Annotated in this window: 16 protein-coding genes and 1 tRNA gene; 7 read left to right on the top strand and 10 right to left on the bottom strand. The window is 33.3% G+C overall.

Annotated elements, in window-relative coordinates; translation table 11 throughout:
* Positions 1-26: 26 nt before the first annotated feature.
* From IEV63_RS04245 to IEV63_RS04230, 4 genes are all read left to right on the top strand, one after another.
* Positions 27-1,679 carry an ATP-binding protein gene (locus tag IEV63_RS04245; RefSeq protein ID WP_188405546.1) on the top strand — a complete coding sequence of 551 codons (1,653 nt, stop codon included), beginning with the start codon at positions 27-29 and terminating at the stop codon, positions 1,677-1,679.
* Between the two features lie 112 nt (positions 1,680-1,791).
* On the top strand, positions 1,792-3,762 hold the full coding sequence (locus IEV63_RS04240; RefSeq protein ID WP_188405545.1) for a DEAD/DEAH box helicase: 1,971 nt from the start codon (positions 1,792-1,794) through the stop codon (positions 3,760-3,762).
* A complete protein-coding gene (locus tag IEV63_RS04235; RefSeq protein WP_188405544.1) occupies positions 3,755-4,963 on the top strand; it encodes a GIY-YIG nuclease family protein in 1,209 nt (402 codons plus the stop codon). The genes IEV63_RS04240 and IEV63_RS04235 overlap by 8 nt, the downstream gene beginning before the upstream one ends.
* A gap of 43 nt (positions 4,964-5,006) precedes the next feature.
* Positions 5,007-5,534 (top strand): hypothetical protein, encoded by a 528-nt coding sequence (locus IEV63_RS04230; RefSeq protein WP_188405543.1) that lies wholly within the window; start codon positions 5,007-5,009, stop codon positions 5,532-5,534.
* A 286-nt stretch (positions 5,535-5,820) separates the two neighbouring features.
* Here IEV63_RS04230 and IEV63_RS04225 read toward each other — a convergent pair whose 3' ends face one another.
* The 4 genes from IEV63_RS04225 to IEV63_RS04210 all read right to left on the bottom strand — a co-directional run bounded on the left by IEV63_RS04225 (position 5,821) and on the right by IEV63_RS04210 (position 7,718).
* Positions 5,821-6,189, bottom strand: coding sequence for a hypothetical protein (locus IEV63_RS04225; protein ID WP_188405542.1), 369 nt, complete (start codon positions 6,187-6,189; stop codon positions 5,821-5,823).
* Positions 6,190-6,296: 107 nt separating this feature from the next.
* Entirely contained in the window at positions 6,297-6,773 is a 477-nt protein-coding gene (locus IEV63_RS04220; protein ID WP_188405541.1) for a hypothetical protein, read from the bottom strand.
* Positions 6,774-6,884: 111 nt separating this feature from the next.
* Entirely contained in the window at positions 6,885-7,493 is a 609-nt protein-coding gene (locus tag IEV63_RS04215; RefSeq protein WP_188405540.1) for a hypothetical protein, read from the bottom strand.
* Positions 7,494-7,505: 12 nt separating this feature from the next.
* A complete protein-coding gene (locus tag IEV63_RS04210; protein ID WP_188405539.1) occupies positions 7,506-7,718 on the bottom strand; it encodes a hypothetical protein in 213 nt (70 codons plus the stop codon).
* A gap of 97 nt (positions 7,719-7,815) precedes the next feature.
* Here IEV63_RS04210 and IEV63_RS04205 point away from each other — a divergent pair, with 97 nt between their 5' ends.
* The 3 genes from IEV63_RS04205 to IEV63_RS13110 all read left to right on the top strand — a co-directional run bounded on the left by IEV63_RS04205 (position 7,816) and on the right by IEV63_RS13110 (position 11,848).
* Complete coding sequence (locus IEV63_RS04205) at positions 7,816-8,283, top strand: hypothetical protein (RefSeq protein ID WP_188405538.1); 468 nt, start codon at positions 7,816-7,818, stop codon at positions 8,281-8,283.
* 244 nt (positions 8,284-8,527) lie between these two features.
* Positions 8,528-9,988 carry a DNA methyltransferase gene (locus tag IEV63_RS04200; protein ID WP_188405537.1) on the top strand — a complete coding sequence of 487 codons (1,461 nt, stop codon included), beginning with the start codon at positions 8,528-8,530 and terminating at the stop codon, positions 9,986-9,988.
* 294 nt (positions 9,989-10,282) lie between these two features.
* Positions 10,283-11,848: a recombinase family protein gene (locus tag IEV63_RS13110; protein ID WP_373283715.1), complete on the top strand. Its 1,566-nt coding sequence runs from the start codon at positions 10,283-10,285 to the stop codon at positions 11,846-11,848.
* Here the strand turns inward: IEV63_RS13110 and IEV63_RS04185 are convergent.
* The 6 genes from IEV63_RS04185 to IEV63_RS04160 form a co-directional block, all read right to left on the bottom strand.
* Positions 11,808-11,880, bottom strand: a tRNA-Met gene (locus IEV63_RS04185). The two genes, IEV63_RS13110 and IEV63_RS04185, sit on opposite strands and share 41 nt — an antisense overlap.
* Positions 11,881-11,935: 55 nt before the next feature.
* The gene (locus tag IEV63_RS04180) at positions 11,936-12,118 is read right to left on the bottom strand and encodes a CPXCG motif-containing cysteine-rich protein (RefSeq protein WP_188405535.1); all 183 of its coding nucleotides are present in this window, start codon (positions 12,116-12,118) and stop codon (positions 11,936-11,938) included.
* Entirely contained in the window at positions 12,119-13,465 is a 1,347-nt protein-coding gene (locus IEV63_RS04175; protein WP_229737172.1) for a TolC family protein, read from the bottom strand.
* On the bottom strand, positions 13,443-16,637 hold the full coding sequence (locus IEV63_RS04170; protein ID WP_188405532.1) for an efflux RND transporter permease subunit: 3,195 nt from the start codon (positions 16,635-16,637) through the stop codon (positions 13,443-13,445). Before IEV63_RS04170 ends, IEV63_RS04175 begins: the two co-directional genes overlap by 23 nt.
* A 6-nt stretch (positions 16,638-16,643) precedes the next feature.
* Positions 16,644-17,753 carry an efflux RND transporter periplasmic adaptor subunit gene (locus tag IEV63_RS04165; RefSeq protein WP_188405530.1) on the bottom strand — a complete coding sequence of 370 codons (1,110 nt, stop codon included), beginning with the start codon at positions 17,751-17,753 and terminating at the stop codon, positions 16,644-16,646.
* 28 nt (positions 17,754-17,781) lie between these two features.
* Positions 17,782-19,692: an ABC-F family ATP-binding cassette domain-containing protein gene (locus IEV63_RS04160; protein WP_188405529.1), complete on the bottom strand. Its 1,911-nt coding sequence runs from the start codon at positions 19,690-19,692 to the stop codon at positions 17,782-17,784.
* Between the last annotated feature and the right edge of the window lie 7 nt (positions 19,693-19,699).

The following is a 19,699-nucleotide window of genomic DNA, read 5'->3' as shown; positions in this document are numbered from 1 at the left end:
ATGTTCCTCTGTGAAATAATTATAAAATGATGCAACACGAAGATGTAAATATTGAATATAAAAGCCTAAAAAAGGTTATTGGAAAAAGTGCAGACTTAAAATCTTTAGCTGAAACTTGTGTGTGTTTTGCAAATGCACAGGGTGGTCGTATATTTATAGGTGTTGAAGATAAAACTGCAAAACCAGAACCAAATCAAAAAATAAAGGTTGATGAAATGAACCAAGTCTTGAAAAGGCTAAGAGACTTAACAGATGGTGTTGGTATTGTAAACCAAGAAACAGTAGTTTCTGAAAATGGTGGGGAATATTTAATTTTGAAAATACTACCTACATTAAAAACAATTGCTACAACATCATCTGGTAAAGTTTTAATAAGAATTTCTGACAACTGTTTTCCCGTAAGTAGTGACGAATTAACTCATTTAGCATCAGAAAAAAACGCATTTCAATGGGAACTAGTTACTGCACAAAGATTAACGCTTAATGATGCAGATAGTAATCAAATAGAATCACTTCTAATAGACATCAAGAAGTCTGAAAAGGTATCCGATTTTATTAAAAATAAAGAAGATTTTGAAGTTTTAGAACATTATCAATTAATAAATCCAGAAGGATTTTTAACTAATCTTGGAGTATTGTGGTTAGGTAAATCAAGCCAAAGAGCTAGACTCAGCTATCCAATTTCAGTTCAATATATTGTTTATAACAAATTAGATGAAAAAATAAGAAAGGAAAGTTGGCACTTTCACCAATATAGTCCAAAAGAACTTGTTTTAGACATTGAAAAAAAAGCAGTTGAACTAACTTATAGTTCAGAATTACCTGATGGTTTATTTAGAAAAAATGTAAGACAATATCCTAGAGAAGTTATCAGGGAGCTTTTAATAAATGCAATTGCACATAAAAAATATACCATGTCTGGTGATATATTCATTGAAGTCTATCCTGATAAACTTATTATAACTAACCCAGGTGGTTTACCATTAGGCGTGACACCAAAAAATATTTTACACGAAAGACATAGAAGAAACCCTCACCTCATAACTATATTATCTGATTTAGGTTTGATGGAAGGTGAAGGTTCAGGTTACGATTTAGTTTATGAGAAGCTAGCAAGAGATGCTAAACCACTTCCTTCTATAAGTAGCTCTTATACAAATCTATCAGTTACAATATCATCAAACACTATCAATCCAGATGCTGTTTCTGTTTTAGATTTTATAGACAAGCATTACACGCTAACACAAAAAGAATATATAGCGCTTGGTGTAATTGCTACTGAAAAAAAGATTTTATCAACTCAATTAGCTAATAAATTACAATTAGCAGAAGAAGATAAAATGCGTTCATGGGTTAATGGCTTATTAGATAAAAAAATCATTATAACACAAGGGAAAAGAAAAGGTACTTCATACCTTCTTAACCCAGAACTATTTGCACAAGCTAAATTAGATATAACACCATCTTTAAAAACCTTAGAGCCATATAAGGTTGAAGCTTTAATAATTGAAGATTTAAAATACAATGGTTTAAGTAGAATGGTTGATATAAACTCACGCTTACCAGAAATTGACATGAAAGAAGTACAAAAAACTGTTTATAAGCTAGTTAAGGATAAAACTTTAGAAACTAAGGGTTCAAAGAAGAACAGAACTTATATTTTGTTCAAAAAAAAATAAATAAAAAATAAAACCGAAAATAAAAAAATATAAGTCGCACATTATCAGTAATATGTTTTTTTATTTTTATTTTTCAATCATTATATAAATTATTAAATTCAAAAATAAACTAATGCCAGACTTAGTAAACGTAACCTACAATCAAACAGGAAAAAGCAAAAAAACCAACGCAATGGGTATGCGAGAAATGCAAGAGCGAGCTTATGAAGCTAGGTCAGCGCAATATCTATTAATAAAAGCACCACCGGCATCAGGAAAGTCAAGAGCATTAATGTTTATTGGTTTAGACAAGCTAAGAGAACAAGGCTTAAAAAAAGTAATTGTAGCAGTTCCCGAACGTTCTATTGGTAGTTCCTTTGCGCCAACCGAATTAAAAAAGTTTGGCTTTTTTGAAGACTGGAATCCCAACCCTAAATACAACTTATGTACGCCTGGAAGTGAAAAATCAAAAGTAGATGCCTTCATTAATTTCATGAATAGCAAGGAAGAAATTCTAATTTGCACCCATGCTACGCTTCGTTTTGCATTTGATGCCATAGAAGAAAAAGAATTCAATAATACTGTAATTGCCATAGATGAATTTCATCATGTTTCTGCCGAAGGCACTAACCGATTAGGAAGCGTATTAAACACCATCATGGCAAAGTCAACTGCCCATATTGTCGCCATGACAGGGTCTTATTTTAGGGGAGACAGCGTACCGATTTTATTGCCTGAAACAGAAGCTAAATTCATTAAAGTAAAATACGATTACTACGAACAGTTAAATGGCTACGAATACCTTAAATCATTAGGAATAGGTTATCATTTTTACCAACGTAAATACACATCGGCCATTCATGAAATCTTAGATGAAAACAAAAAAACCATCATTCATATTCCAAGTGTCAATTCAGGTGAATCGACCAAAGATAAGTTTGAAGAAGTAGGTAAAATAATTGAAACCATAGGGGAATTAGAATACCAAGACCCTGTAACAGGAGTTTTGTATGTAAAGTCAAGCAAGACAGGAAAGCTCATTAAAATAGCAGACTTAGTAAATGATGACCAAAAAGCAAGAGATAAAATTCAAAACTATTTGCGTAATATCAAATCAGCAGAAGATATTGATATGATTATTGCTTTAGGTATGGCAAAAGAAGGCTTTGATTGGCCTTATTGCGAGCAAGCTTTAACGGTGGGTTACAGGGGTTCATTAACGGAGATTATTCAGATAATTGGTAGAGCAACAAGAGATAGTGAAAATAAAATACATGCACAATTCACCAACCTAATCGCTCAACCCGATGCACAAGATGATGAAGTAAAAATCTCTGTCAATAATATGTTGAAGGCCATTACAGCTTCGTTGTTAATGGAACAAGTATTAGCGCCTAATTTTAAGTTCAAAGCAAAATATAGTGAAGATGATGAAAACGAATATGAAGAAGGAAATGCAAGTGAGCATCAAGTAAATGAAGATGAAAGCACCATTAAAATAAGGGGCTTTAAAGAACCATCAACCGCTAAGGTAAGTCAGATAATTGAATCTGATTTAAACGATTTGAAAGCGAAGATTCTACAAGATAACGATATGCTTAAGGCAATGCCAAGTGAAAGCATCGAGCCAGAAGTCATCAATCAGGTTTTAATTCCAAAAATCATTAAAGAAACTTATCCTGATTTATCAGATGATGAAATAGAAGAAGTAAGGCAACACATCGTTACAGATTCAGTAATAAAGAATGGTACTATTGAAGAACAAGGCAATCGTAAATTCATCAAAATGGCAGATACCTTTGTCAATATAGATGATATCCATATTGATTTAATCGATAGCATCAATCCATTTCAAAAAGCTTTCGAAATTCTATCAAAATCAGTAACCACAAAAGTACTGAGAACCATACAGGAAACCATTGATGCATCTCGAATTCAGATGACCGAAGAAGAAGCCATAGTTTTATGGCCTAAAATTAAAGCTTGGGTGCAAAAAACAGGTAAAAATCCAGACATAAAATCATTAGACCCAAAAGAAAAAAGAATGGCAGAAGCTGTTATCTTTATAAAAGAATTAAAACGCAAACGAAACAAAAATGCCTAAAAAGAAATTAAGCATAGACGATATATTTGAAGATGATGATTTAGGAATTTTAGATGAAAACAACAACACTTCATCACAAGTAAAAACATCAGATACACGTTTGTTAGAATCCTTTGAAGAAGTCAATGCATTTATAGATGAACACAACCGTGAACCGGAACAAGGTAATGGCATAACAGAAATGCGTTTATACATGCGTTTAAAAGGGTTTAGAGAAAATGATAAAAAGAAGTTTCAATTAAAAGATGCAGACCGACATAACCTACTATTTGAACCTAAAAAACCTGAATCCATAGACGATATCCTAAATGATGATTTAGGAATACTTGATGAAGACGATGTAGATGAAAGCATCTTTGATTTTAAACATACACCAAAAGAAAAAAAGGAAGCAGATTTTGTAGCGCAACGAAAACCGATGTCAGATAGTGAATTTGAGAAATACGATAAGCTATTCAAAAAAGTGCATAAAGAATTAAAGCTAGGTTTAAGAAGTTTAAAACCTTTTAAAAATGTAGAAAAGAATTTAATTGAAGGTAAATTCTACATATTAGACGGGGTAATGCTTTATTTGGAAGTAGGAGATATTTCAGAAGCCGTTAGAGAATTTGGCGAAAGAACCAGAAAAGACGTACGTACAAGAACAGTTTTCGACAATGGTACATATAGCAATATGTTTTATCGCTCATTAGGCAAGCAATTATACAAAGGTGGTCGTATCGTAACCGATTTAGAAAAAGACAGTGAAAAAGAATTATTTACAAACGCAGAACAGTTAGATGCCGAAGACCAAGAAACAGGTTGGATTTATGTATTAAAATCAAAGTCAAACCACCCAGAAATAAGTAAAATCAAGAACCTTTATAAAATAGGTTTTTCAACCGTTCCAGTTCAAAAAAGACTAATAAACGCTAGTAAAGAAGCAACCTATTTAAACGCAGATGTAGAGCTTATATCAAGCTTTAAATGTGTAAATGTAAATACCCAAAAATTTGAAAACTTAATACATCGATTCTTTAAACCAGCTCAATTACAAATTGACATTTATGATAAAAATAATAACAGAATAACCCCAAGAGAATGGTTTGTTGTTCCTTATGATATAATTGAAAGAGCAATAGGACTATTTATATCAGGAGAAATTGTAAACTATTATTACGATTTAGAAAATGAGATGATTGTTAATTTAAGTGCAAAATGAAAAGATAAGCTATCTATGAAAGCTTTTATTAAATGCTATACTTATGCCACATAAAGATAAAACAACTTCTAAACGGATAGAATATCGTGGAAAAAACATTAGAGTCTCAAGGACTAGCGGTGTGTCTGCAACTAAAACAATTTCAAAAGATGGTTATGGTGCTACAATAAATACCAATCATGGTATTAGGCTTCATAAACGACTTTTTAAAGGTGCCAGGGTAGGTTTACAAAATGGGAATTTCCAATTTATCGGCAGATATAAAAGTGGTCCCTTTAACTTCAACGTATCTAAATCAGGAGTAAGTACCTCCATAAAAAACAAGAGAGGTTCTTACAACTTGCTAAAGCCAAACTATTCTAGTTTCAAAATGGGAGGTATTCAAGTTCGAGGTAAAAATGCCGCTACTTTGCAACTCATTTTTATGTTTTTTCAATTAGCCTTTGGTCTTATTAAATTGGTTTGGCATATTACAGTAAACTTGTTATGGTTGGCATTTTTGACTATAAAATGGTTTGTAGATTTTGGTATTGGGTTTTACAAAGGATTTAAAATAAGGGTTATTCATTAAAGAAATAATAAAGAGTAAACCAAGCAGATTTGTAATTTAACCCATTACAAACTACAAAAGCATGTGATAACATCACTATTTCTATATTTAAAAGGCGTTTCAAAACGAACTGTAAAAAAATTACCAATAATAACAGAGTGGGTAGATAAATCGTTCTTGTCAGCAGACATAAAAAGGAACTACCGTAAAATCATAATATCAAGGTTCAACATCTTCTCTAAATAAGTAATTAGATACTACTTTTTTATCAAAACATCATATGAAAACCCATTGGATTATTGGTGCATTAATCAAGTTGCTTAATAGCCAAGTCAAGTGTCATTTTCTCAGTACCTTGCAGCATTTGGAAATCAGTTGACTTGATAGATAACCTTTTTAATGTCTCTTTACCTTTTCTAATGATTTGCCTTTTCGCTCTTTCATTGACTTTCTTTTTCTCTTCTTCATAATCACCAAACCAATTAGACCTGTAATACCTCCCATTTGGTCCCCAACAACGATTCCAGTATTCTATATGATTATGCCGGTAATGAGTTACCATATGAGCTAAATAATTTACTTTTGGGGATTCCTTAAAAATCTCCTCTAAATACTCCGATTTTGTAACTTCTTCACCACATATCGGACAAATCTTTTCTTTTAATATTTCATCCATAAATAATAATTTTTAAAATCTTAATAGAAAAAAAATTAAAAGTCAAACTGCTTTATTAAATTATAAAAAACTCAAATCTTTACTATTAATAAAAAAGTCTTCAAATATTACCCCAACTCGTACACCAACTTGAAATAGTCGTTTCGCTTAATATTTCCAAATACTTCTATGCCAGTTCTATTGTTAAATAATTCGCCAAAGTTCTTCTCGAGCATATCCCAGTCTTGAATCCCAACCTCATAAGAAATCGGAAGTGGTTTGATTTTTCGTATTCTTGTAACCAAGTCTGTTTTACTAATTTTTTCTTTACTTTCAAGCGCTATCCATAATCTTAGAAGCTGTTCTTCAATCTCAAACTTATAGAATCCGTTATCAATCCTTTTAAACCACTCACGATTCATAATACCTCCAGTCTTCGCCATGGAGTTGCTAAGCTTCTGAAACCACTTACTAATGGATTGATTATGTTCTTTGAAGTCAGTCCATTTATATTCAATGGTAACAAGTGTAAAGTAGTTTTTATATAATTCTTTGTTTTTAATTTGGTCCAATATTACTTGAACCTTTTCAGTTGTTCTATTCATATAATTCGCTATCGTACTTTATGAAAGGGATAATCCCTATTCGTGGTGTATTTGTTTCAGGAGTAGATAAAACAAAAACTACTAGCCCTATTTCCCAGACAATTGAGTTCATTATCGTTCCCAATGATTTCTATTCTTTTCATATTCTTCTAATGGAAGTAACTGTCCATTGTCGTTGAAATGTATAGGACATAGATTAGTATTTGGGAGATACTTGATAAATTCAGAGTTAATACCATGTAACTCCATGACCTTGATTCTCTCATCATTGATGAAACCTTTCCGATAATCAAGAAAAGTAAAAGGATATAAGATAGATTCGTGTGAAACAATAGAAGTTCCCGTTACTTTATTAAAAGAAAAAAAATGTAATACTAAAGTAGGTAGTGTTTCATCATCACGGAACATCACCTGAGTTTTCAGGAACGACTTATCATACATGAGCTTGTAATTGAAGTAGTTGATTTGTTCCATTATACCTTCAAGACTGAAAGCATTTCTTTCTATATTTTCCTTATTAGGTTCTACATGAACCTCAAAGCGGTCCATATGTGTCGGAAAGCTTAAACCCTCTTCGCAGAGTATATGAGATTGAATACCCATAAGAATATAGAGAAATGCTAAATCCTCTGTCGGCGTTTCTGGTACATCTGTGATAGTACACATCCCTCCCACTTCATCGAACTTAATATCATCTAGAATTTTTCTAAAAATTTCCATAATAAAACGAGATTAAAACGGGAGCTCTTCTTCTATCTCCTTATATATATTTATGGTTATATTTTTCCTTTCGACGTATATTGGTTTAGTAAACTCACCCTGCAACTTTGATAGAAACCCTCCATCCTCTGTCAATGCTATTACATTTTTAATTGCGGAGATAAGTTGTTCTAAATCATCGAAATCCTTTATATCGAAACTAAATACGAATTTTTCTTTTTCCATAATTATTCACTGTTTTACTATAAATATTGTAGTTTTCAAAAAAAAACATAAAAACATATGATAAACAATATGCTTATATTTGAAGAAATATTTCCGTATGAAAAAAAAGAACATCAACCTTGAAAAATTTGATTTTAGAGCACTTAGTGAAATTACCGATACACCCAGCGCTGTTAAAGGATATGTTAAAGAAATAATAGAGACTGCTTACGAATCCTTCAGAAACAAAGAAGAAAATAAAAGAATAATCGAGTTCTCAGAATTCTACAAAGAGAAGCTGATAGAGATTGAATATAGGTCCAACATACAGTATACCCTATCCATTGCCAAGAACAGAAAGACTAACGATACCATCATCGCTAAAGTTAAGTGGCCGTATAAAATTAAAGGGGAATACCGAAAGTACGGCTACATCAGCGTATTCATTGCTAGCACTACTAAGTTTCCTAAAGGGCTTAAAGACCCCAACTTAAAATCCTTTGCCGAGGAAAAGATTTATAAGTATATACAATCAAATGCACCTATAGAACTCTTGGACACCTCTGGAAACACCTATGAAATATAGGTTTATATTTTTTATTAAAAAAATATGATTTTATTTGCATATGTTTTCATGTCGTGCTATATTTGTCCCATCAAGTTAAGAATAGGAAGTTTAATATAAACTTAATTAAACCCTTCGAAGGTAGTTACTAGAAAACTTGAGAACTCATAAGGAGGTCTCTTGAATCCTCTTTTACGAGAGCAAATAACTCGTCAAAAAGCCGCAAGGACTGCGTTAATGTTCTTTTATAAATCTTTTAAATATAATGGATGATTTTAATGAAAACACACAAGTGGTTATGGTCGCCACTGCAGAACTGAAGGTAAACCAAACGACCGCATCAATGTATAAGGTCCCTTCTAACTATGACGAAATAAAACAAAATATCGCTGAAATTGGATTACTCAATCCACTATTAGTAACACCGAGCCTAAGTATAATATCTGGTAACCTCAGATACAACATTGCTCTGGAACTAAATATCGAAAAAGTACCTGTTGTATTTCTTAACGTGGAGGAACAAGAAATGGACTTAGTATCAATCTCCACCAACCAATTCCGGGAAAAATCAAACCTTGAAATCCTACGTGAAATAGAGTTCTACGAACAATACTATTCAGTGGGCAAAGGAAGAAGGACAGACCTTTGTCCTCAGGCTGCACAGGCCAAGGAGGAAAAGGAGCAAGCACTTGGACAAATAGGACGATACAGAGTGAACACTCTCAAGTCCATCAAGAAAAAATGTATTGAACTCTATGGTGAAGGCAACACCAAAATCGATAAACTTTTATCGTCTGTGGAAAGTGGTAAATCATCTCTTAACAAGGTGAACGAACTCTTGGAAAGGGAATCTAACAAAAAGAAAAACCAAGATAACGTCCCTGACTCCTATGAGTTCCATACCGAGAGCGTGGACATCTACAACAAGTCCTCGATTGACCTTTCGGAACTTGAAGATGGTTCGGTTCAGACAGTGGTCACCTCTCCCCCTTATTTCGATATGAGGGACTACGGTATCGGTAAAGACCAACTAGGACACCAAGAAACAGCCAAAGCATTTATAGATGAACTGGTACCGTATTTCAACGAAGTCAATAGAGTAATGAAGGATGAAGGTTCGCTGTTCGTCAACATCAACGACAGGATAAAGGACGGACAGTACCAGATGGTACCAGAGATGTTCCTTATCGAAATGGGAAAAAGGGGTTGGCGTTATGTGGACAAATATCTATGGTTAAAACCCAACCCACAGTACACACCAAATAAAGGGAGTGTTAGAAACTTTGAACCCATCTTCCATTTCGTGAAGTCCAAGGACTTCTACTTTGACAAGGAATGGCTTAAAAAGGTAGAAGACATAGAAAGTGGAATATCAATTGGAACATTAGAAGCCAAAGAACCTAAGTTAGTGTCAGGATTAGACTTTAGAGAGAATATTCTAAAACATAATGTAGGAAACACCTATGAACTAAGAAAAAAATGCAGAGAAGAGGGCTTCCACATGGAACACTCTGCCACCTTCCCGTTGAGCCTGCCGTCTATATTTATCCTATCTACTTCAAGACCGGGAGATACTGTCCTTGATATATTCTCAGGAACATCAACAACAGGTGAAGTCGCTCTACTGAACAATAGAAGATATGTAGGCTATGAACTCAACCCTCAGTTCGTAATGGCCTCTGAGGTAAGGTTAAGGGAACACCACAACCTTCAAAAGGCGGCTTAACGTCGTTTTTATACTTGGGAGGTTTATAGATGTGTAAACCTCCTTCTTTATGCCTAAAAACAACAGATTATGATAACTAACACAAACCTTAAAAAGAGATTAAAAGATGAAGTGAAAGGACTATCCGACCAGGACCTAAACACTTTAAGGAACTTTTTTGTCAAAATGGCAAATATTGAGTATCAATATCACATGAAAAAAAGTTTGAAAAATAATTGCAAGCAGAATAAGATTATGGACATTAGCAATAGTGATAATAGAATCATTAAACAAATTCAAAAAGTAGCTTAAACTATGAAAAATGTAATTGTATATTCACGCGTATCCACGGATGAACAAGCGCAACAGGGCTATTCGTTAGGATATCAAGAAGAGACTATTATACGGTATTGTCAGACAAAAGGATATAACATCTTGGCATGTTACCGTGAGGACTTTTCAGCTAAGAATTTTAACAGACCTAAGTGGAAAAGTATTGTATCATTAGTGAAAGCGAATAATAAAACAGATAATGCTATTGATGCCATCGTTATTCTTAGAGTGGACAGATTTTCTCGAAAAATAGAACTGTCATTCAATGAAAAGGCTAAACTTTTAGCATTGGGTTGTAAAGTCGAATTTGTAGAAGGTCAGGTCGATGAAACCAACCCAGAATCCTTACTCCTAGAAGCTATAAGTTATGCACTTCCAGAAATCGAAAATACAAAAATATCAATACGAACACAGGAAGGAACTCGCAAGGCAAGAGAAAACGGTTGCTACACTGGTAGAGCTCCTATTGGATATAACAACATTAGGATTAATGGTGATTCTACTCTTGAATTTAACCAAGACGCAACATTAATAAAAGAGGCTTTTGAAAAAATGGCAGCTGGAATAAATACTGCTGACGAAATAAGACGTTGGATGAATTCTAAAGGAATTCAAATATCAAAAAGTAATTTTCCTAACCTTATCAGAAATATTACTTACTCAGGAAAAATAGTAGTTAAAGAATTAGGTGAGCAACCTCAAATGATTGTTTCAGGAATGCATCCTGCGATAGTCTCTGAAGAACTATTTGCTGCTGCCAATGAAGCCTTGAATGGTAGGGTAAGAAAAATGAACTTTAAATCAGATAAAACAAACCTCTATCCACTGAAGGGACACCTTTTCTGTCAGAAACACCAAAGGTCCTTATCTGCTTACGCATCTACTGGAAGAAAAGGTGTAAAATATCACTATTACATCTGCACCAAGCCCCATGTAAAATGTGATAGGTATCCTATAGATATTCTCCATAAAAAAGTTGAGGACATACTTTCTAAAATAGAGTTCTCTGCTAAGGTGGTCGGCACCTATAGAAATATTCTCAAACGAACCTTTGAAAGCAGTTCAACCAACAGGAAAAGTTCTATTAAGAACTTAGAGTTCGAGGTGGAGAAGCTAAACAAAAGAAGAGAGTTTATTAACAATGAGTATATGGATGCTAAACTATCTTCAGAAGATTATCAAGAATTGAAAAACTCAATCAATTCTAAACTATTCAAAATCAATAACCAAATTGACGAACTCAATAAACAAACATCACCTTTTAAAGATTATGTTGACAAACAGATACCAATGCTAGAAAATCTTGTAGAATACTACAAATCAGTTGATGGTAAGACTAAAAATAAAATTCTTGGCTGCATCTTTTCAGAAAAACTGGTTTTTGAAGATGGTAGAGTTGCAACCATTAAATTTACAAAATCGATACAACTGCTTCTCAATGCCAGTAAGAGATTGAAGAAATTAAAAAATAAAAAAGAGGTCGAAAATGACCTCTTTTTGAACTTAGTAGCGGGAACTGGACTCGAACCAGTGACCTTCGGGTTATGAGCCCGACGAGCTACCTACTGCTCTATCCCGCGATTTGGATTGCAAATATACAACTAAATGTGGATCTGCAAAAATATTTCTATAAAATTATTGCTCTATTGAATCGGCTTGAAATCCTTTAATTTCAGCAGCTTCAACTGTAACTGAAAATTGAATTGGATTGCAACAGACTTCACAATCTTCAATAAAGGTTTGATGAGTTATTGAAACATCGACTAAAATGCTAATTTCTTCCCAGCAATGTGGACATTGAAAAAAATGTTCTTTCATTTAAAATTCAGTATTTAATAATTGTCCTGTTAGTTGAAGCAATTGTACTTCGGCTAATTTAGCATCGTATTTTGCTAAATTATAACTGGTTTGTGCATTCAATAAGTTTAATTGAGCTTGCCTAAACTCAACAGAATTTACTTGCCCGATGTTAAACTGTTCTTGAGTTCGGTCGAAGTTATTTTTATTCGTGGTTACATTTTTCTTTTGTAATTTGTATATATACAAGCGATTCTTGTAATTTTCAAAAGCATTTTTAATATCACGATTTACATTTTGTTTGATTAATTCTTTTTGAATTTGCTGACTTTCGTAAGCTACCTTAGCATTTTGAATACGCACCGAAGTTTGTCCACCATCGAACAGGTTCCAACTTAAGCTAACCCCTGCAGAATATCCTTTTGTGGTTTGTGTAGAGCCAGGAAAGAATGGTGACTCTGGACTTATATTTCTGTTCCAGCCATAGGAACCAAATAAGTCTAATCGGGGTAAATATCCTGTGAAACTAAGTTTTTTATCGTAATCTGAAATCAATAAATTTTCTTCAATGATTTGAACAGAAACATTGTTTTGTTCTGCTTCTTCAATAAATTGCTCTATTTGAAGAAGAGGTGTAAAAGTAACTGTGGTATCTACCACGAATTTTTCAGTCAGTTCTTCATTAATAACGACTAATAAATCTCTTTTAGTGTTGACTAAATTCTGTTGTTCATCAATTAAATTGATGCTATCGTTAGCTACATCTACTTCTGCATTAAGGACGGCTAATTTATTTATTTGTCCATAGTCAAACTGATATTCTACACGCTGCAAACGTTCTTTAGACAGAGTTAGTGTGTTTTCTAACACTTCAACATTTTTGAGTCTTCTTGCTAGTTCATAATAAACACTAAACATTTGTATAAGTGTATTTTCTATAGTTTCACGAGCTTCTAACTGAGATAAATTGTATTGTAATTTTAGTTGCTCATAATTATATATCCTACCCATACCGTCAAATAAGGTATAGTTTAAATCCAAATTAGCATTGTAACGTTGTGTTTCTAAATCATTTTGATCTAAAGGATCACGACCATCAATTTCAGCTAGTCGGTCTTGTAAACTAAAATCCCATCCCATATTTGTGGTTAATGTGGGTAAGTAACCTGAGTTTAATATTCCTTTATTATTCTCTGCAATTTCAACATTATTTTCAGCTATTTTAATTCCGTAATTATTGTCTAAAACCGACTTAACTGCTTCTTTTTTTGTGAGTATTTCTTGGCTAAGTGCTTTTGATTGTATGAATACAAAAAACAATAGAAAGACTAAAAAGACTAATTTTTTATTCATAATTTGCTTCTTCATTCTTTTCTTTTATAGCACGTTCTACTTCTTCTTTTTCAATTTTATTTCCTGTAATTAACCATTTTAGAGTCACTTTTATCGAATTGCTTAAGGATAAGAAAATAGGCAACAGAAGCAAAGTGAGTATGGTGGCTATTCCTATTCCATAAGCAATGGAAATAGCCATAGGAATTAAAAATTGAGCTTGCCTACTTTGTTCGAAAATTAGAGGTGCTAAACCAGAAATCGTAGTTAAGGATGTTAAAAATATAGCTCTAAACCTAGATTTTCCAGCTTCATAAAGTGCATCGTTAAATTTTAAACCTTCGCGCAAATTGTTATTAAACCTGCCAATTAACACCAAACCATCGTTTACCATAATTCCGATTAAAGCAATGATTCCTAATAAGGATAAAACGTTGATTGGGAAACCGTGAATATAATGACCCCAAGCTACACCGACTAAGCTAAACGGAATTAATAAAATAAGCATTATGGGCTGGCTGAAGCTTCTAAAAGTAAAGGCAATTACTACAAAAATTAAAAATATAATGACAGGAAAAGTAGCTTTAGCTGAATTTATTGTTTTTCCTGCTTCGCGATTTTGACCTTCGTAGACTACCGACAAACTTGGGTTTTCATTTAAAATTGCTGGAATTACTTCGTTCTGTATTTCAGCAAGAATTTCAGTAGAGCTATCATTTGGATTTTCTAAATCGGCATCTACTCTAATTTCGCGTTTTCCATTTAAGTAGCTAATCGATTCTGTACCACGAATAATCTGGTAAGAAGCAATTTCGTTAAACGGCACTTTACTTCCTGAGGGTGTATTGATGCGTAATTCGTCTAAGTTTGTAATCGATGAACGATCTTCAAGCTCGTACCGGACCCAAACCCTAATTTCATCTTTACCTCGCTGAAAGCGTTGTGCTTCTCTCCCAAAAAATGCATTTCGAGTTTGGCGCATAATTTCTCCTAAATCTAAACCTAAGGCATAGGCGCTTGGCTTCAAATTAATTTCAATTTCTTTGATGCCTTTTGGGTCATTATCTATAACATCTTTAAGCTGTGGATTATCTTCCATCCAAGCTTTTAATTTAGTTTTAGCGTTTTGTAACTCTTCAATATTATTCCCTAACAAAGAAACTGAAACTGGTGAACCCCCAAAATTACTTCCTGAACCAAAAGTTAAACTTTCAACTCCATAAATGGGTCCTGTTTCTTCTCGAATGGCATTGGTAATTTCTGCAGAAGAAAAGTCGCGATCTTCGCCAGGCAATAAATTTACCTGAACCGATGCTTTATTATTACCTGGACCAACTCTTTTTACTGTATTTTCAACCACTTGTAAATTTCCGCTTTGTTTTTTCGAAAACTCTTCATTAACTCGCCAGGTTGCAGCTTCAACAATAGAAATTATTGAATCGGTACGTTCTGGATTTACTCCTTCGGTCATTAACAAATTTATATCCACTCGATCGCTGGCTACACTTGGAAAAAAAGTAACTTTTACTACGTTTGCTCCAATAGCACCAAGCGTTAATGCTAAACTAGCGAATATAATGGAAAGTGAAAAAATTCGATTATGTAGAGCAAATTTTAAAATAGGGGCGTAAGATTTATCACGCAAGAATCCCATAATTTTATCGCCAAAGGCATTTACATTTTTCATTTTAGCGAAAAACTTTCCAACTAATGTTTTACGTTTTTTTCCAGGAACTTTTGGTTGAATTGCTTTTGAATGTGCAATGTGTGCGGGTAAAATTATGAAAGCTTCAATTAATGATACAGTGAGTGTAAGCAAAACAACTATAGAAACTTGACTAAAAAATTCTCCTATTCTTCCTTCTAAAAAGAAAAAAGTTGCAAAAGCTAAAATGGTAGTTAGAATAGCAGATGTTATGGGTGGTATTACTTCTAAAGTTCCACCTATTGCAGCCTTAATAGGTGGTTTTCCGCTTTCGTAGTGTTGGTAAATGTTTTCTGCAATAACAATTCCATCGTCTACCAAAATACCGATTACAATAATCATGGCAAACAAAGAGAGCACATTGATGGTTACGCCAAAAAGCCCTGCAAAAATAAACATTCCTAAAAAAGAAAGTGGCAATCCTAAAGAAACCCAAAGTGCAAGCCTAATGTTTAGAAAAATAGATAAAAATGCAATAACCAATAAAATTCCGACAGCTGCATTTTCCATGAGCAAAGCTGTACGTTGCTCTAGTGTTATAGAAGAATCACTTACTACATTTAGCTGTACATTATTATTGGCTGAGTTGAATTCTTGGATATAGTCTTTTACTTCACTGGCTGTAGATAACAAATCTTCTGAATTGGTATTGCTAATTACCATATTAACTGCTGTATTGCCACTAAAATACAAGGCATTAGGAGTTTCTTCGAAGCGATCGCGAACTGAAGCAACATCGCTTAATTGAATGGGAGAACCATTACTAGTAGTTTTTATTACTACGTTGTTAAGTTTATCTGCGTAATAACTTCTGGTATTTGCTCGTATTAAATAATCTTCTGCATCGGTTTTTATAGTTCCGCCAGTTGAAAGCATATTAGAGCCTGCAATACGTTGAGCTACTTCGTCGAAAGTTAGGTTGTAAGCTAAGAGCGCATCTTGACTTAAGGCAATTTCAATTTCTTCATTAGGAAAACCACGAATTTCTATTTGTGAAATCCCATCGATCATTCGTAAATCAGATTCTATTTTATAACTAATATCTTTTAAAGTTTTTAACGGAACATCTTTTCCAGAAACTGAAAACTCAATAGTTTGGCGAACGTTTTCAGTTTTAGCAACTACGAGCGGTTCCATTCCGATTGGGAAATTAGGCACGCGATCTACGGCGTTTTTTACTTCCGTAAGCATGACATCGATGTTCTCGCCATCTTCAATTTCAACAGTAATAGAACCCCCACTTTCTCTAGCAACTGCCGTGGTGCGGTCAATTCCTTCTAAACCTTTAAGATTATCTTCTATTTTTAAAATAATTCCTTCTTCGATTTCTTCGGGTGAAGAACCTGGATAGGTAATATTCACAGTTATAATTTTCGATTCTTGGAGTGGGAAAAAAGAAGATTTTAAACTAAAGACACCTACAAAACCAAAAATTACAAAGGCTAGAATAATTACATTTACTGCAACTTCGTATTTAATGAAATAAGTAATTAATTTTTTCAAGATCGATTAGTTTTTGTTAAGCTTTACTAGCATTCCTGAATAGGCACTAGACAGGTTAGACGTCATAATTACATCGCCATTTTCTAGCCCTTTTACAATCGCTGTATTTGTACTATAATGTAGTGGTTTAACCTTCTTTAGTGCTAAAACAGAATCTTTTACCACAAAAACTTCGTTGTTATTATTTAAAAGCGAGCGATTCAATTGAAAGGCATTTTTTATAGTTTGTCCTTTAATATTTGCTTCTAAATACATGCCTTCGTTAAGGTTTTTGTTTTCTACATTAACAAAAACTTGAATAGTTTGAGAATTAGGGTCAACTTGGCTATTAATTCTGCTAATTACACCTTTTGCAGTTGGTGTATCATCAATTGAATTTAAGCTAACCGTATCGCCAACTTGAATAAAATTAATGAAGTTTTTTTGCAAAGCAATTTCAAGCTCCATTACACTAGGGTCGATAAACTCGCCTAATCGTTGACCTGGTCTTATTAATGTTCCAGAAGTGATATCGGTTTCAGTTAAAACTCCTTTAAAAGGAGCGCGAATGGTAAACTTAGCTAAGCGAACTTCTAAATTTTTGATGTTGTAAAAAGAAGTCAATATGCCTCTACCATTAATAAAATACTTAAATGCTTCATCTTTAATTTCTGGTAATTGCGGTAGATTTTTATGAACAGATAAGGAGTTTAAATAGGTTTGCCAAGTTTCATACTGTTCAGCATAATCTAAGCGGATGTCTGGCATTATAGAAACTAATAAATTAATAAACTCACTTTTAGTCGATTTTAAACTTGCTAAAAATTCTTCATCATTAATATTCACTAAAACTTCGTTAGCTTGGTATGCTTGACCTGGTCTAAATAATTTTTTGGCTGGCGTAAAAACCCCTTGCACTTCACTAAAGATTTCGAATTTATTAAGTGCTGTTAAGTTACCGTTAGTTTGTATTTCAACTAAAATATCTGCGTTTTGAACTTCTTTAACTGAAATAGGTTTTGCAATGTCTTTTTTAACAGCAACTTCCTTTTTATTACTTTTTACTAAATAAATAGCGCCAAAAATTGAAATTACTATAATAATTAAGCCAAGAATAGCAAGTATTATTTTTCTCATGAAAATTTAATTTGTGTTGATAAATTAGTTAGCTTTCTAAGTCTAATTGAACTTCTTCCCAATCTTTCATAAGTTTAGACAGGCGTTCTTTCTTTTGGTTGTATTGATCAAAAAAATTTTCTTTAGCAATAGTTTCTTCGTAATTTATTTGCAAATCTTGGTCTATTTTTTTTATCTCTTTTTCTAATTTACTAATTTCTGATTCTACTTTTGAGAGTTTATTTTTTAAAGATTTTTGTTTTTTTTGATCTTTATAAGATTGTTTGCTTTGTACAGCATTAACCACTGTTTCTTTTGGGTTGGTATTTGCTTTTTCTACCTGACGCATATCGCCTAGCTTACGCTCTTTCAAGTAGTCGTCGATTCCTCCTAAAAATTCTTTTAATTCATGGTTTCTAAATTCGAACACTCGGTCTGCTAAACCCTGTAAAAAATCACGGTCGTGCGAAACTAAAATTAAGGTTCCTTCGAAGTTGTTCAATGCATTTTTTAATACATTTTTAGATTGTATATCCAAGTGATTTGTAGGCTCATCCATTACCAACACATTAAAAGGGCTTAATAACATTTTGGCTAATGCAAGCCTGTTTCTTTCGCCGCCAGATAAAACTTTTACATACTTCTCTACTTCATCTCCACGAAACAAAAATGAACCTAGTATATCTCTTACCTTACTTCGGTTAGTCTCGTTAGCAGCATCGATCATAGTATCGAGTACGGTTTTATTCCCATCTAAATACTCAGCTTGGTTTTGAGCAAAATATCCAATCTGCACATTGTGTCCTAATTTTAAATTGCCCTGATGTTTAATCTCTCCTATAATAATTTTTGCAAGCGTGGTTTTTCCTTGTCCATTTTGGCCAACAAAAGCCAATTTAGTTCCACGTTCTATCATGAAATTAAAGTCATTTAAAACCTTTTTATCGCCATAAGTTTTAGATACATTTTCAGCTTCAACAATTACTTTCCCAGGATTTACAGAAATAGGAAACTTAATATTCATGCTCGCATTATCTTCTTGGTCTACTTCAATGCGATCAATTTTATCTAATTTTTTAATCAGCGATTGAGCCATGGAAGCTTTAGTTGCTTTTGCTCTAAATTTCTCAATCAGTTTTTCGGTTTGTTCAATTTCTTTTTGTTGATTTTTTTGAGCAGAAAGTTGCTGCTCCATCAGCTCTTCTCGTAAAACTTTAAAATCGGAGTAATTTTTAGGATAATCATAAATTCTACCTAGTGAAATTTCGATGGTACGGTTGGTTACTTCATCTAAAAACATTTTATCGTGCGAGACAATAACCACGCATCCAGCATAATTAGTTAAAAAACTTTCAAGCCAAATAATACTTTCGATATCTAAATGATTGGTAGGTTCATCGAGAAGCAAAATATCGTTATTTTGTAGAAGCAACTTAGCAAGCTCGATTCGCATTCTCCAACCGCCAGAAAATGTATCGGTAAGTTTATCAAAATCGCTTTCTAAAAAACCTAAGCCTTTTAATACCCGCTCAGCACTACCTTTATAGTTATATCCACCTAGAAATTCGTATTGGGTTTGCTTTTCGGTTAAATCGACCATAAGTTGATGGTAGGAATCTGACTCATAGTCTGTTCTGTCAACTAAATCTTGGTTAATTACTTCGAGTTCAGCTTCAAGTTTTTTAATTTCATAAAAAGCTTGGTGTGCTTCTTCAATTACCGTTCTGCCTTCTTCAAAGTCTATGTCTTGTTTCAAAAAGCCTATACGTATGCCTTTTTCTTTAGCTACTTCGCCGGTATCTTTTTGCATTTCGCCAGAAATAATTTTAAGCATCGTAGACTTACCAGCTCCATTTTTTCCAACTAAACCTATACGGTCGCCAGCTGCTAATCTAAAACTAATATCTTTAAACAAATATTCGCCTGAAAAGGAAACAGACAAATTATTAATATGTATCATTGGTCAC

This window comes from Psychroflexus salis, assembly GCF_014640175.1.
Taxonomy (GTDB): Bacteria; Bacteroidota; Bacteroidia; order Flavobacteriales; family Flavobacteriaceae; genus Psychroflexus; species Psychroflexus salis.
The sequence above is the reverse complement of the archived record's forward strand: the minus strand, read 5'-3'. Positions and strand labels throughout refer to the sequence as shown.